This window comes from Pseudomonas sp. DF11, from assembly GCF_058148565.1.
In genome coordinates, this window is the sequence record NZ_JBYVYN010000001.1 from 58,644 (window position 1) to 73,494 (window position 14,851).

The 14,851-nt window shown below is 61.0% G+C and carries 12 protein-coding genes; 5 read left to right on the forward strand and 7 right to left on the reverse strand.

The window, feature by feature from the left end; translation table 11 throughout:
• Positions 1-133: 133 nt before the first annotated feature.
• Complete coding sequence (locus AC30D9_RS00285; RefSeq protein ID WP_003181279.1) at positions 134-1,723, reverse strand: ABC-F family ATPase; 1,590 nt, start codon at positions 1,721-1,723, stop codon at positions 134-136.
• Between the two features lie 404 nt (positions 1,724-2,127).
• On the opposite strand from AC30D9_RS00285, the gene lpxO reads away from it, so the two are divergent.
• Complete coding sequence (lpxO, locus tag AC30D9_RS00290; RefSeq protein ID WP_134924209.1) at positions 2,128-3,027, forward strand: lipid A hydroxylase LpxO; 900 nt, start codon at positions 2,128-2,130, stop codon at positions 3,025-3,027.
• A 15-nt stretch (positions 3,028-3,042) separates the two neighbouring features.
• Here lpxO and ligD read toward each other — a convergent pair whose 3' ends face one another.
• Positions 3,043-5,031: a DNA ligase D gene (ligD, locus tag AC30D9_RS00295; RefSeq protein ID WP_490143151.1), complete on the reverse strand. Its 1,989-nt coding sequence runs from the start codon at positions 5,029-5,031 to the stop codon at positions 3,043-3,045.
• 32 nt (positions 5,032-5,063) lie between these two features.
• Positions 5,064-5,954 (reverse strand): non-homologous end joining protein Ku, encoded by an 891-nt coding sequence (gene ku, locus AC30D9_RS00300; RefSeq protein ID WP_307572370.1) that lies wholly within the window; start codon positions 5,952-5,954, stop codon positions 5,064-5,066.
• Between the two features lie 231 nt (positions 5,955-6,185).
• Here ku and AC30D9_RS00305 point away from each other — a divergent pair, with 231 nt between their 5' ends.
• The 4 genes from AC30D9_RS00305 (at position 6,186) to AC30D9_RS00320 (ending at position 9,624) form a co-directional block, all read left to right on the forward strand.
• The gene (locus AC30D9_RS00305) at positions 6,186-6,533 is read left to right on the forward strand and encodes a hypothetical protein (protein WP_134924214.1); all 348 of its coding nucleotides are present in this window, start codon (positions 6,186-6,188) and stop codon (positions 6,531-6,533) included.
• A gap of 47 nt (positions 6,534-6,580) precedes the next feature.
• A complete protein-coding gene (locus AC30D9_RS00310; protein ID WP_490143152.1) occupies positions 6,581-7,729 on the forward strand; it encodes a PQQ-dependent sugar dehydrogenase in 1,149 nt (382 codons plus the stop codon).
• Between the two features lie 219 nt (positions 7,730-7,948).
• Positions 7,949-8,956 carry a threonine ammonia-lyase, biosynthetic gene (gene ilvA, locus AC30D9_RS00315; protein ID WP_490143153.1) on the forward strand — a complete coding sequence of 336 codons (1,008 nt, stop codon included), beginning with the start codon at positions 7,949-7,951 and terminating at the stop codon, positions 8,954-8,956.
• Positions 8,957-9,342: 386 nt separating this feature from the next.
• The gene (locus tag AC30D9_RS00320) at positions 9,343-9,624 is read left to right on the forward strand and encodes a DUF1652 domain-containing protein (RefSeq protein ID WP_134924218.1); all 282 of its coding nucleotides are present in this window, start codon (positions 9,343-9,345) and stop codon (positions 9,622-9,624) included.
• Positions 9,625-9,701: 77 nt separating this feature from the next.
• Here the strand turns inward: AC30D9_RS00320 and AC30D9_RS00325 are convergent, their stop codons facing one another.
• The 4 genes from AC30D9_RS00325 to AC30D9_RS00340 form a co-directional block, all read right to left on the reverse strand.
• A complete protein-coding gene (locus tag AC30D9_RS00325) occupies positions 9,702-10,640 on the reverse strand; it encodes a carbohydrate kinase family protein (protein ID WP_134924220.1) in 939 nt (312 codons plus the stop codon).
• A 12-nt stretch (positions 10,641-10,652) separates the two neighbouring features.
• On the reverse strand, positions 10,653-12,140 hold the full coding sequence (gene xylB, locus AC30D9_RS00330; protein ID WP_490143154.1) for a xylulokinase: 1,488 nt from the start codon (positions 12,138-12,140) through the stop codon (positions 10,653-10,655).
• 105 nt (positions 12,141-12,245) lie between these two features.
• Positions 12,246-13,727, reverse strand: coding sequence for a mannitol dehydrogenase family protein (locus AC30D9_RS00335; protein ID WP_134924223.1), 1,482 nt, complete (start codon positions 13,725-13,727; stop codon positions 12,246-12,248).
• Positions 13,728-13,742: 15 nt separating this feature from the next.
• Positions 13,743-14,846 (reverse strand): ABC transporter ATP-binding protein, encoded by a 1,104-nt coding sequence (locus AC30D9_RS00340; protein WP_490143155.1) that lies wholly within the window; start codon positions 14,844-14,846, stop codon positions 13,743-13,745.
• Positions 14,847-14,851: the final 5 nt, after the last annotated feature.

Sequence of the window (14,851 nt, forward strand, 5' to 3'; positions counted from 1 at the left end):
CACAAGCGGATTTCAATCTGAGGCCGCCACAAATCCAGCAGGCCCCAGTTGCGATCTTGGGATATGAAAAACCCTGTCACAACGGACAGGGCTTTTCACTTGTAGCTTGAGGCTTGCAACTCAGGGCTGTTGGTTAGAACACCACACCCTGGCTGCGCAGGTAATCATCATAGGTGCCGCTGAAGTCGACCACGCCGTCCGCGCTCAGCTCGATGATGCGGGTGGCCAGGGACGAGACGAACTCACGGTCGTGGCTGACGAAGATCAGCGTGCCCGGGTAGTTTTCCAGCGCCAGGTTCAGCGCTTCGATGGATTCCATGTCCAAGTGGTTGGTCGGTTCGTCCATGACCAGCACGTTGGGCTTTTGCAGGATCAGTTTGCCGAACAGCATACGGCCCTGTTCACCCCCGGAAATGACCTTGACCGACTTGAGGATCTCGTCGTTGGAAAACAGCATGCGGCCCAAGGTGCCACGCACCAGTTGTTCGCCGCCCTGGGTCCACTGGCCCATCCAGTCGAACAGGTTGACGTCGTCTTCGAAGTCATGGGCGTGGTCCTGGGCGTAGTAGCCCAGTTCCGCGGCGTCGGTCCATTTCACGGTGCCGGCATCCGGTTCCAGTTCATTGACCAGGGTGCGCAGCAAGGTGGTCTTGCCGATACCGTTCGGGCCAATGATCGCCACGCGCTCGCCGGCTTCGACGGTGAAGCTGAAGTCCTTGAACAGCGGCTTGCCGTCAAAGCCTTTAGCCATGCGCTCGACAATGACCGCCTGGCGGTGCAGTTTCTTGGTCTGCTCGAAGCGAATGAACGGGCTGACCCGGCTCGATGGCTTGACCTCGGCCAGTTGGATCTTGTCGATCTGCTTGGCGCGGGAGGTGGCTTGCTTGGCTTTCGAGGCGTTGGCCGAGAAACGGCTGACGAACGACTGCAGTTCGGAAATCTGCGCTTTCTTCTTGGCATTGTCCGACAGCAACTGCTCGCGGGACTGGGTCGCCACGGTCATGTATTCGTCATAGTTGCCCGGGAACAGGCGCAGTTCGCCGTAGTCCAGGTCCGCCATGTGGGTGCAGACACTGTTCAGGAAGTGACGGTCGTGGGAGATGATGATCATCAGGCTCGAACGTTGGGTCAGCACGTTTTCCAGCCAGCGGATGGTGTTGATATCCAGGTGGTTGGTCGGCTCGTCCAGCAGCAGCACTTCCGGGTCGGAGAACAGCGCCTGGGCCAGCAGCACACGCAGTTTCCAGCCTGGCGACACTTCGCTCATCGGGCCGAAATGCTGCTCGATGCCAATCCCCAGGCCCAACAGCAGTTCACCGGCGCGGGATTCGGCGGTGTAGCCGTCCATCTCGGCGAATTCGGTTTCCAGCTCGGCCACGGCCATGCCGTCTTCTTCGGTCATTTCCGGCAGGGAATAGATGCGGTCGCGCTCGGCCTTGACCTTCCACAGCTCTTCGTGACCCATGATCACCGTGTCGATCACGGTGAATTCTTCGTAGGCGAACTGGTCCTGGCGCAGTTTACCCAGGCGCACGTTCGGCTCGAGCATGACCTGGCCGCCGGACGGCTCGAGGTCGCCGCCGAGGATTTTCATGAAGGTCGACTTGCCGCAACCGTTGGCGCCGATCAGACCGTAGCGGTTACCCGCGCCGAATTTGACCGAGACGTTTTCGAACAGTGGCTTGGCGCCGAACTGCATCGTGATGTTAGCTGTAGAGATCAAAGGTTTATCCTGCGGAACATTCAGAGTAGCTAAGGGTGCGGCAGTACCTGTTCAGTACCTGTTTGCGCACGTCCCGACCGCGCAAAGGCGTCGCGGTCGCAAGCGCAAGGGTCCATCCGGCATAAGAGGACAGCAGCATACGGAGCGCCTGGCCCGATAGACGTGCGCCGAAGCCGGGTTTACGGTTTCGGCCAGAAAGGGGGCGCGTGATAGTTGGCGGCGATTGTACTGATCTGGCCGCATAAACGATAGGGTATTGCCCGGACAAGACAGTTTTTCACATTTACAGGATAACTTTCGGTTACAAACTGTGGCTAAAATGCCATCTCACCCGATGCGATCTCCCTTGCCGCTTGGCTGGCCTGGAGAAGCAGCCTGTTCACTCCTGCATTGTGATGGATTCCGTGAAGCTCATCATTGCCGCGATCTACATCCTATCCATTGGCTACGTCCACCTGCGCGGGCGCGTGCGGCATAAGTTCGGGCGCCAGTTGAGCGATCACTCGTCTTTTCTCGCCCCGATCAATTGCCTGCTCTACCTGTGTTCGAAACTGCCCAACAAGCCGTTCCTGAGCCCGGTGCAGTTTCCGGACCTGAGCCCGTTGCAGGCTCACTGGGAAGAGATCCGGGCCGAAGGCCAGAGCCTGCTGCACGCGGGGGAGATCAAGCGTTCCAATCAGTATGACGACGTCGGTTTCAACTCTTTCTTCAAGACCGGTTGGAAGCGTTTCTACCTGAAGTGGTATGGCGACAGCCATCCCTCGGCCATGAAGCTGTGCCCACGCACCACCGAACTGGTGCAAAGCATCGGTTCGATCAAGGCGGCGATGTTTGCCGAGCTGCCGCCAGGGTCGAAGCTGGTCCGGCATCGTGATCCGTATGCCGGGTCCTATCGGTATCACCTGGGCCTGGAAACGCCCAACGATGCCGGTTGCTACATCAACGTCGATGGTGAGTCTTATCATTGGCGCGATGGCGAGGCGGTGATTTTCGACGAAACCTTCATTCATTACGCCGAGAACACCACCGACCATAACCGCATCATCCTGTTCTGCGACGTGGAGCGACCCATGAAGTTTCGCTGGGCCACCGCGTTCAACCGCTGGTTTAGCCGCACCGTGATGGCGGCGGCCGGTGCGCCCAACGACGCGGGCGACAGGACGGGCGGCCTGAACCGGGCGTTCTCCAGGCTGTACAAGATCCGTTTGCAGGGCAAGGCCCTGAAGAAGCGCAACCGCACGCTGTATTACCTGCAGAAATGGGCCTTTTTCGGCGCTTTGCTGGCGATCTTCGTCTGGATTTGAACGCAGGATTGGTCCTCACGCCTCGGGTTTTTGCGCATCCAGCTGCGCCCACATTCTGGTGGTGATCCGCTGGCGGTGGTTGTAGCCTTCCCAAGGATCGGCCCGCAGGCCTTTAGCCCGTTCCAGAGCGGTATAAATGTCCCATTGCTGGGCATTGCGCAGGGTCTGCAATTCGGCCCGGGCAATCGGCACCGAAACCGGCAGGCCTGGCCTGGCACGCACCGAGTAGGCGGCCACTGTACTGGCCCCACGGGCGTTGCGCAGGTAGTCGACGAATATTTTCCCGACGCGGTTCTTCGGCCCCATGGTGGCGGTCAGGCGATCTGGCATCTGCCGGGCCAGGAACTGGGAGATAGCCTTGGCGAACGCCTTGGTAGTGTCCCAGCCCTCGCTTCTCGCCAAGGGCACGATCACGTGCATGCCTTTGCCACCGCTGGTCTTGAGGAAGGCCTGTAAACCCAACTCGTCGAGCAGCGCCAAGGTCATGCCGGTCGCCTCGATCATGGCGCTCCAGGGCAGCGAAGGATCCGGATCCAGGTCCAGGACAAACAGGTCAGGCGTCTCGATCCGGTCGTGGGTCGCGGTCCAGGTGTGCAATTCCACCGTACCCATCTGCGCCGCGCTGACCAATGCGTGGATGTCATCGATTTCCATCAGCGGTGCATGGCCTGGGTCCAGTTGCGGGTCCAACTGCTTGATATGGGGAATCTCCAGGCGATCGGCGTGTTTTTGAAAGAACTGTTCTTCGCCGATACCGTCCGGCGCCCGCAGTAGCGCGACCGGCCGCTGCTTGAGGTGCGGCAGGATCCAAGGGGCGATGTCCAGGTAATACTGCGCCAGCTCGGCCTTTTGGACGCCGCTGACACTGTCGATGACCCGGTCGGGGTGGGTGATCATCACGCCGTCGACTTTGGCCGCGCGGGCTTTGCTGCGACGCTGGGGTTTTGCTGTCGCAGGTTTTATCGGCAGGGGTTGCTCGCGAACGATCTTGTTGGCCGGCGTATTGTTCGACAAATCCAGGAAAATCGCCTGCCGCACCTGGCTGTCGGCAGTCCATTCAACGAACTCGACCTCGCAGGTCAGGCCCGGTTCGACCCATTGCACGCCGCGTCCTTGCGCACCGGCGAGTGGCAAGGCCAATGGTGAAGTCTCGCGCTGTTGCGCGCTCAGTTGTGCGTGTAATTGTTTGATTTGTGCCTGGCTGAACCCGGTGCCGACCCGACCGGCATACACCAGCCCCTCCGGCCCGTTGACTGCCAACAGCAGCGCGCCGAAACCGGCGCGCTTGCCTTGGGGCCGGGTGAACCCGACGATGACGAAGGACTGGCGCAACCGACACTTGAGTTTTACCCAATCAGCGCTACGTCGGGACATATAGGGGCTGCCCAGGCGCTTGCCGACCACGCTGTCCAGTGACAGGGCGATGGCGCTTTCGAACATCTCGTGCTGGCTGGCGGAAAACGACTCGGAAAAGCGCAGGCGCTTGCTGGCGTTGTTGCCAAGGGCTTTTTTCAGTGCTGCACGGCGCTCTTCCACCGGCGCCTGGCGCAGGTCGACACCGTTGAGGAACGGCGCATCGAACAGGAAATACACCATGTCGACGGTGCGGCCGATTTCGAACGCCTGACGCAGGGCCGCGAAATCGCTGTGGCCGGTATCGTCGAGCAGGACCAGTTCGCCGTCGAGCCAACTGTCCTCCAGGTTCAACCCGGCCAGGGCGTCGGCATGCAGCTTGAGCCGCTCGGTCCAGTCCTGATGATTGCGGTTGTACAGCCGGACTTCGCCGTCTTCGATGCGCGTCAGCAGGCGATAACCGTGGAATTGGACCTCATAGCGCCAGTCGCCGGTGGGTGGTTCTTCCACGGGCGTGGCCAGTTGCGGGGCCAGGCGTTCGGGCAGGCGGTTTCCGGGGGCGGCGTTGCCCGGTTGGCCAGGGTTGCGGGGCGTCGTTGCATCCGAGTCGGGACTGGACGAACGGGCATATTCACTCTCGGCGTTGGCCATGACAGATTCCTTTGTATTGCACACGCCAGGGTTTACCCCCGGGAGGCCTTGGTGGCTTTTTTAGCAGGAGCGGATTTGCCGGTTTTCGCAGGTTTGGCAGAGGACTTTCCGGCGGATTTGTCAGGTGCCTTGCCCTTGCTGCCCAGGCTGCGCTTGAGCAGTTCGGTAAGGTCGATGACATCGGCGCTCTTGCGCTGTTCCTCGCCTGGGTCGGTCTCCACCGCTTCGAGGCGGCCTTCGTTGGCTTTTTTCTCCACCAGTTCCATGATCTTGTCTTCGAAACTGTCCCGATATTCTTGCGGTGTCCAATCGGCGCTCATGTCCTCCACGAGGCGCTTGGCCATTTCCAGCTCGCCCTTGGCCAGGGTCGGGTTCGTGACCTCGTCGCCCAGTTCCAGGACATCGAGGTCACGCACTTCCGCGGGCCAGCGCAGCATCACCAGCACCAGCGCCGATTCAAGGGGCATGAGGGCCGCCAGGTGCTGGCGGGTATGCAGCACGACGTGGGCCAGGGCGACCTTGTTGGTCTTGACCAGGGTTTCGCGCAGCAGGGCATAGACTTTGCCGCCACGTTTGTCGGGGGCGAGAAAGTAGGGCGTATCGATGTTTTGCAGGGGAATCTTCTCGCTGTCGACAAAGGAAAAAATATCGATGGTCTGGGTCGACTTGGGGTGGGCGGAGCGGATTTCCTCTTCGCTGAGCAGCACGTATTGGCCTTTCTGGTACTGGACACCCTTGACGATGTCCTCCTTGGTCACCTCCTTGCCCGTGACCTTGTTGACCCGCTTGTAGCCAACCGGGTCCATGCTGCGCTTGTCCAGCCAGTCAAAATCCACCCCCTGGGAGGAGGTGGCCGACACCAGCGCTACAGGAATATGGACCAGCCCGAAACTGATTGCGCCTTTCCAGATTGCCCGAGCCATGGGGGTGTTTTCCTTGCCGATGGATGTCTCTCTGGTGACCTTCGTGCCTTGGGAAAAGTTTCCATCACGCGCCGTCCGGGTATCTGCGATGAACGCCTGGTCTTCTAACGCACCGTTCCCCATTTACTTGGAGATGCCTGGTTACATCTTCACGGGGAGATTTCGCTTAACAATGGCGAACCTGCGGCGTAGCGTGCTTTCGATATGCCTGAACCCCCAAGAGGTGCCCGAATGAGCAGGCTAATGTTCGCCAGCATGACGCTACTACTGACCCTGACCGCTGCCGCCCAGGCCAGCGCGCCCGGCGCAGGCCCCATGGTCCTGGCCCAGAATCTGCCGGGCAACAACAATCCCTATAACAGCCCGACGCGGCGAGCCAACCCCAACAGCATGCAGGGCACCCGGCCCAACGTACCGATGATCCATGACAATCGGACAGTGCCTGTACCACGTCCACCGACCCTGGAAAACGGTGGCATCGGCAATGGTTACCCCCGTTCCGGGCGGCCGTCGGGTTCGCCGCGACCCACGATCGAATCTCCTACGCCACCCAGGGGGACCCAGAATGGCAACCGCTAGGCGCTGGAGGCCGTCGTTCTCTTTTCACTCCACAGAAGGAATTGTGCATGTTGTGTAAAACACTCCTGGCCGCCTGTTGCGCCAGCGCTGTACTGACCCTCGCCACGCCGGCTGTTGCCGCGCCGACCCAGTCATTCAAGAGCGAGGAGGGCACCCTGGAAGTGACCACCGTGGTCAAGGGGCTGGAGCACCCTTGGTCCGTCGCATTCTTGCCCGGCCAGCAGGGCATGCTGGTGACGGAGCGCCCGGGCAACCTGCGCGTGGTCAGCCCTGACGGTCAATTGTCCGCCCCCTTGAGCGGCGTGCCTGAAGTGTGGGCCCAGGGCCAGGGCGGCCTGCTGGACGTGGTGCTGTCGCCCGACTTCAAGCAGGATCGCACCGTTTACCTTTCTTATGCCGAGGCGGGCGCAGACGGCAAGGCTGGCACCGCCGTGGGGCGTGGGCAACTGTCCGAAGACCTCAAGAGCCTGAAGAATTTCGATGTGATCTTCCGCCAGCAACCCAAGCTGTCCACGGGCAACCACTTTGGCTCGCGACTGGTCTTCGACCGCGATGGCTTTCTGTTCATTACCTTGGGGGAAAACAACGACCGACCCACCGCCCAGGACCTGGACAAGCTGCAAGGCAAAGTCGTGCGCATCTACCCCGACGGCAAGGTGCCAGACGACAACCCCTTTGTCGGCCAGAAAAACGTCCGTCCCGAGATCTGGTCCTACGGCATGCGTAACCCCCAGGGCGCGGCCCTCAACCCTTGGAATGGTACGTTGTGGGAAAACGAACACGGGCCCAAGGGTGGTGACGAGTTGAATATCATCGAGCGGGGCAAGAACTACGGCTGGCCACTGGCGACCCACGGCATCAACTACTCCGGTGCCCCGATTCCCGAAGCCCAGGGCAAGACCGTCGACGGCACCCTCGCTCCACACCATGTCTGGCAAGTGTCCCCGGGGCTCAGCGGCATGGCGTTCTACGACCATGATCGTTTCAAGGCCTGGCAACGCAATGTGTTTATCGGAGCCTTGGTGCCAGGGGAACTGATTCGCCTGCAATTGCAGGGGGGCAAGGTCGTCCACGAAGAGCGTTTGCTGAGTGGACTCAAGGCGCGAGTCCGGGATGTTCGCCAAGGGCCGGACGGTTACCTGTATGTACTGACGGATGAGGACGACGGGGCGTTGTACAAAGTCGGGCTCAAGTAATTGGAGAAAATGCGGGAGCGAGCTTGTGATATTTGCCATTGACTTGCCAGCAACGCCCCGCTAATTTCCAACCATGACTTCAACCGTACTGCGCCGCCAGCCAAGCATTATTACCGCCATTCCTTATTTGGCGGGTTAGCTCACGGCTGCACCCAACCCGCCCTGGAGGCGGGTTTTTTCTTTCTGTCTCCTGGGCTCCGCCCGAACCAGGAGATCGCCATGACCGTTAGCCGCACCGAGCAAGCCCTGCTTGAGCACTATGTGAAGAAGATTCTTGCCGCGCCGGTCTATGAACTGGCCGTGCGCACGCCGCTGCAAGCGGCTCCGGCACTGTCCGAGGCCTTGGGAAACCGGATCCTGCTCAAGCGCGAAGACCTGCAACCGACCTTCTCTTTCAAGATCCGTGGTGCCTACAACAAACTCGTGCAACTGACCCCGGAGCAACGCGCCCGTGGTGTCATCACCGCGTCTGCGGGCAATCACGCCCAGGGCGTTGCACTGGCGGCACGGGAATTGGGAATTTCAGCCTGCATCGTCATGCCTGAGACCACCCCGCAATTGAAGGTGCTGGGCGTACGCAACCGGGGCGCCGAAGCGCTGCTGCACGGACAAAGCTTCCCGTTTGCCCTGGCATATGCGCTGGACCTGGCCGAGCAGAGCGGACGGGAGTTCGTCTCGCCTTTCGACGACCCGGACGTGATCGCCGGGCAAGGCACCGTCGCCATGGAAATCCTGCGCCAGCATCCCGGCCAACTGGACGCGATTTTTGTCCCGGTCGGCGGCGGAGGACTGATCGCCGGGATCGCGGCCTACGTCAAATACCTGCGCCCGGAGGTACGCATCATTGGTGTCGAGTCGCAGCACTCGGCCTGTCTCCAGGCGGCACTGGCAGCGGGTGAACGGGTGACCTTGCCAGAGGTGGGAACCTTTGCCGACGGCGTGGCTGTGGCGCAGATCGGCGCCCATGGCCTGGATATCTGCCGTTTCTGTGTCGATGAGGTGATGACCGTGAGCAACGACCAACTGTGTGCCGCGATCAAGGACATCTATGACGATACCCGTTCCATCACCGAACCTTCAGGTGCACTGGCGGTGGCAGGCATCAAGCAATATGTGGCGTGTACGGGCGCGCGAGGCCAGACCCTGGTGGCGATCGACTCCGGCGCCAATATCAATTTCGACAGTTTGCGCCACGTGGCCGAGCGTGCGGCGGCGGGCGCGATTTGAGTTTTTTTACCCTGCGTCACACTTTTTTCGAACCAGGCGACGGATGCCCACCTTTGTCGACGCATTCGGGACTACTCTAGTTTGCGAACGGGACCAAAGCGATTGCAGTTTGCATGGAAAAAACACCGTTTCCTTGCATTTTGCACGGGCTCTCTGGCGCAGGACGAAGCTAAGCGCTTGATTCATATCAATTCGGAAGGTCGTCAATACAGGCATATTTTTTGCGGGATGATTCAAGAGTTCGCTTGACGAACTCATTGACTGAAAACGCCAAAAAGAACGAACGAATGGCAAGGTATTCGTAGTCCCAGTCCGCAGGGAAGAAAACGGACGAAAATACCGCCATTGTGAACATAAATTGGCCGCCTCAACAGGAGAGAGTCGCCATGTTTTTATCTGCCCTAGAAATGCGAAACATCATTGAAAGCAGCTTGCTGCCCAAGCGCTCGCAATGCACGTTGTCACCTGAGTTGAGGATGACGGTAAAGATTTACGACGATCACGAAACCGATCGCGTGGCCTTGATCAAATCCGATATCGATGCCAATAAACTCACAGGTTGCCGCGCCATCAACGACCTGATCGCCGAGCTGCGTACCGAGCTCGATCACAACCCTGCCGCCGGCAATCACTTTCATCAGCAACATCATCGGATGACCGGGCGCTGATCACGGCCTGTCCTTGTAAGCCTGACGCTCGGGTCCGGTCATGTCCGAACCCGGCGTCCAGTTTTTTGCAGTGCCGCTCAGTTCAATTGTTGTCTGTAAGGCAGGTCCGGCCCGGTTTTTCCGCAAGTCAGGGCTGAGGCGCGAATGGCGAATTCAAGCATTGCGTTGATCTGTTCGCGGGTCAGTGTGCGCAAGCCTTCGACCGAATCCAATTGTTGTTCCGTCAGCCATGCAATCAGCGCGGCCTGGAAGGTATCGCCCGCACCCACGGTATCGGCGATCTTGACCGGGCAGGACGGCAGCGACCAAGAGCCGTGTGTGCGACTGAACACCGTAGCCCCTTGGCCACCTCGGGTCAGGAAGACCAACTGGCAACGGTTCCCCAGCCAACCTTCGATGATGGCCTTCGGTTCCACCCCTGGGTAGAGCAGGCCCAGGTCCTCGTCACTGACCTTGATCAGGTCGGCATATTGCACCAGTGTCGCGATCCTTGAGCGCCACAGCTCGATATCCGGTTGCGGGTTGAGCCGCACGTTTGGGTCGAGGCTGATCAGGCGCCGGCCGCTTTCGCGTTGCACCAGGGCCAGGAGCGTGTCGGCCACGGGCTGGACCACCAGCGAAAATGAGCCGAAATGCAAGCCGCGCACCTCAGGGCCCAGGTCAGGTAGATGCGCCAGGCTCAATTGCCGGTCCGCACAGCCTTCGCCGCGAAAACTGTAGTGGGGTGAACCGTTGGCGCCTACGGCTACCATCGCCAGGGTGGTCGGTGCGTCGAAGTCCAGCAGGTATCGGGCGCTGACGCCTTCATTGAGCAACACCTGTTGCAAGCGGCGGCCAAGATAGTCGGTGGACAGGCCGGTAAATAGCGCCGATTCGACGCCCAGGCGGCGCAACCCCACGGCCACGTTGAACGGTGAACCGCCGGCAATTGCCTTGTAGTTCACCTGCGAAGCAGGACCATCGGCATCGGTCTCACTGAAAAAATCGAATAACGCTTCACCACACACCAAATACATAGTTGCCCGCTCTCAAAGGGTTGCGACGTGTTGCCGATAAACTTCATAAGCCTGCTGGGACGCCGCGACATGCGCGGTGATGGGCCGGGTTTCACTGGCCGGGTCGAGCTTGACGCAGCGTTCGCACAGTTCAGCCAGGCCTGCCTGCGAGCCCGAGTGGCACCATGCCGCCTGGATCGCCGCACCCAAGGCGGCCGCTTCGCTTTGTTCGGTGCAAATGACCGTGGTGTCCATGATGTCGGCGACGATCTGCCGCCACACCGGGCTCTTCGAGCCGCCGCCAATCAGGCGAATGCTCTGGGCCTGGAGCCCGTTGGCCCGCAGCAGGTCCAAACCATAGCGCAAACCGAAGGTCGTGCCTTCGACCACGGCCCGGCACAGATTGGCCCGTGTCAGGTTGGTGGTGGTCAGGCCCAGCACGCTGCCGGTGGCATGGGGCAGGGCGGGTACGCGCTCGCCGTTGAGGAACGGCAGCATGCACACACCCTCGGCGCCAATTGGAGCCTGGGTGACCAGGGTGTTGAACGTGTCGATGTCCAGCGCCAGCAACTCGCGGATCGCCCCGGTAGCGTTGGTCAGGTTCATGGTGCAGATCAGCGGCAGCCAGCCACCGCTGGAGGAGCAGAACGTCGCCACCGACGGTTGTGGACTGACCGCAGGTTCGGCGGCATAGGCGTAGACCGTGCCGGAGGAGCCGAGGCTCATGGTGATCACGCCAGGCTGGATATTCCCGGTGCCGATGGCGCCCATCATGTTGTCCCCACCACCGCTGGACACGACGGCGTCGGGGTTGATGCCCAGGTGCGCCGCAATGGCCGGCAGGATCCGTCCGACCGGTTGATGGGCCTCGATCAGTTCCGGCAGCGCCGCTTGCAACCGGCCGCTGGGGTCGATGTGTTGCAACAGTTGCACGTCCCATTGGCGGGTGCGTACGTTGAAATAACCGGTTCCCGAGGCGTCGCCGTATTCGCTGCAATGGCGTCCGGTGAGCCAGTAGTTGAGGAAGTCGTGGGGCAGCAGGACGCTGGCGATGCGTTCGAAAACCTGGGGATGCTGCTCCAGGGTCCAGAGCAGTTTGGAAACCGTGTAGCCCGGCGCGATCACCACGCCGAGGCGTTCCAGGCTGCCATTTTCACCGCCCAGGTGCGCCAGGAGCCGATCGTTTTCCGGCGTCGTCTCGGTGTCGCACCACAGCTTGGCCGGGCGCAAGACCTCGCCTCGGTCATCGAGCAAGACCAGGCCGTGCTGCTGGCCGGAGACGCCGATGCCGAGGATGGCCTGGCCATCGACCCCGGCGGCGGCCAAGGCTTGATGGGTCGCCTGGGCAAATGCATCGAGCCATTGCTGGGTATCTTGTTCACGGCGACCGTTGGCACCGCTGATCATGCTGTGGGCTGCGGCACCCTGGCCGAGTACCTGGCCGCTGAGCGCATCCAGGATCAGCGCCTTGGTGCCTTGGGTACCGCAGTCGATGCCCAGGAACAGTTGTTGGTTTGCCATAAAAATCCTCGGATCAAAGAACAAAACACAGAACCTGTGGCTAGGGAACTACCTGTGGCGAGGGGATAAATCCCCACGCCACAAAAAGCGGTTCTCGGTCGAGCCTCAGTCCGCGTCAGCCAACACCCGTTCGAGCGTCCGCGTAACCCCATGCTCGCGCAAGCTGTTGCAGCACCATTCGAATGCTGCCACGAACTCCGGCGAACGGGGAATCGAGGTGCCGAAAATTTCTTCCACCTCCAGCATCCGCTGGGTCACCAGCGCATCGTCGGCCACCAGGGCCTGGCAGAACGCCGCCCGTGGGTCCGGGATCGAATACGTCACGCCGTTCTCGTCCACACCCTTCAAGTACACGGCCCAGGCCGCCACGACCAGCGCCGCGCGGCGGGTTTCGCCGCCGTCGGCGATCAAGCGGTTGATGGTCGGCACGGTGAATTTCGGAAACTTCGATGAACCATCCGAACAGACACGTTCCAACTGGTCGGCAATCGCCTGGTTGGAAAAACGCTCCACCAGGGTGTTCTTGTAGTCGGTCAGGTCGATCCCCGGCACTGGCGCCAGTTGCGGCGTCACGTCCAGGTCCATGTAGGCCCGCATGTAACGCACGAACAGCGGATCGTTCATGGTCTCATGGACGAAGCGATAACCCTTGAGGAAGCCCAGGTAGGTCAGCGCCAGGTGACTGCCGTTGAGCAGCTTGATTTTCATCTCTTCATAGGGCGAAACGTCATTGGTGAACTGTACGCCGACTTTTTCCCAGGCCGGGCGACCGTTGACGAACTTGTCTTCCAGTACCCATTGCACGAACGGTTCGCAGACCACCGGCCAGGCGTCGTCGATGCCATGTTCGTCATGCAGTTGCAGGCGATGGGCCACGCTGGTCATCGGCGTGATGCGATCGACCATGGCGTTGGGGAAACTGACGCTGCGGTCGATCCATTGGCCCAACTCGGCATCGCGCAGCGCAGCGAAGGCCAACAAGGCCTTGCGGGTCACGGCGCCGTTGTGGGGCAGGTTATCGCAGGACATCAGGGTGAACGCCGCGGTGCCGGCCGCGCGGCGCTTGGCCAAGGCGGCGCAGAGGAAGCCGAAGACGGTTTTTGGATCGTCAGGGTGGGCCAGGTCGTGCTGGATCTGCGGCAAGTGGGCCATGAACTCGCCGTTGCTGTCGTCGATGCAATAGCCGCCTTCGGTGATGGTCAGCGAGACGATGCGGATCTGCGGATCGGCCAGCTTGTCGATCAATGCCTGGGCGCCATCTTCAGCCAGCAGCATGTCATTGATCGCGCCAATCACCCGGACTTCGGTGTCATCGGTGTCGCCCAGTTCATACAGGGTGAACAGGTAATCCTGGCTGGCCAGGTCATCCCGCGCTCGGCGATCCTCGGCCCGCAGGCCTACGCCGCAGATGGCCCAGTCCAGGTCGGCGCCGGTGTTCATCAGCGCATCGGTGTAATAGGCCTGGTGAGCCCGGTGGAAACCGCCGACGCCGATGTGGGCGATGCCTTGGCGGATGTCGCCCAAAGGGTAGGCGGGCAGGGCTACATCAGGGGTCAGGTTGTGCAGGTTTTGTCGGTTGAGTTTCATCACAAGTCTCGGCAATCAGGCGGCAGCGCGCAGTGCACGGGTGACCGCTACGCCTTCGGCATCGAATAAATGGCAGTGTTCGGCGTCCAGGTGCAGGCTCAGTTGCTCGCCGAAGCGGCTCGCCAAGTCACCACGGACGCGCATGGTCAAGGCTTCGCCAGACGCGGTCACGACATGGCAGAACGTGTCGCTGCCCAGGCGTTCGCTGACATCGGCGGTGACTTGCAGCGTGCAATCGCCCGGCTGCGCCAGGTTCAGGTGTTCCGGACGAATCCCCAGGGTCACCGCACCGCCAACGCTCAGGTTGGCACCGCTCAATGGCAGGCTGATACGGGTTCCGGCGTCCAGCAGGACTTCGCAACCCTGGCTGTCCAGACTCGTGACCTTGCCTTTGAGAAAGCCCATTTTCGGTGTGCCGAGGAACCCGGCGACAAACAGATTGGCGGGGTGGTGATACAGCTCCAGCGGCGAGCCGACCTGTTCGATGCGCCCGCCATTGAGCACCACCACCTTGTCGGCCAGGGTCATGGCTTCGACCTGGTCGTGGGTCACGTAGATCATGGTCGCCTGCAGCTCTTTGTGCAGCCGGGCCAGTTCCAGGCGCATCTGCACCCGCAGGGCGGCGTCGAGGTTGGACAAGGGTTCGTCGAACAGGAAGATTTTCGGGTTGCGTACGATGGCCCGGCCGATCGCCACACGCTGGCGCTGGCCGCCAGACAGTTGCTTGGGCTTGCGTTCAAGCATTGGCCCCAGTTCGAGAATGCGCGCCGCTTCGTTGACCTTCTTCTCGACCTCGGCTTTCGGTACGCCAGCCAGGTCCAGGGCGAAGGACATGTTCTTGCGCACGCTCATGTGCGGGTAGAGGGCATAGGTCTGGAACACCATCGCCAGGTCGCGTTTGGCCGGGCTGACTTCGGTAATGTCCCGGCCGTCCAGCTCGATGGTGCCGTCGCTGACTTCTTCCAGGCCGGCGATCAGCCGCAGCAGCGTGGACTTGCCGCAGCCCGATGGCCCGACGAAGACCACGAACTCGCGGTCGTTCACCTCAAGGTCGATGCCCTTGATGATGGAGAAACCTTCGAAGCCTTTTTGCAGATTCTTGATTTTCAGGTTGGCCATGATGA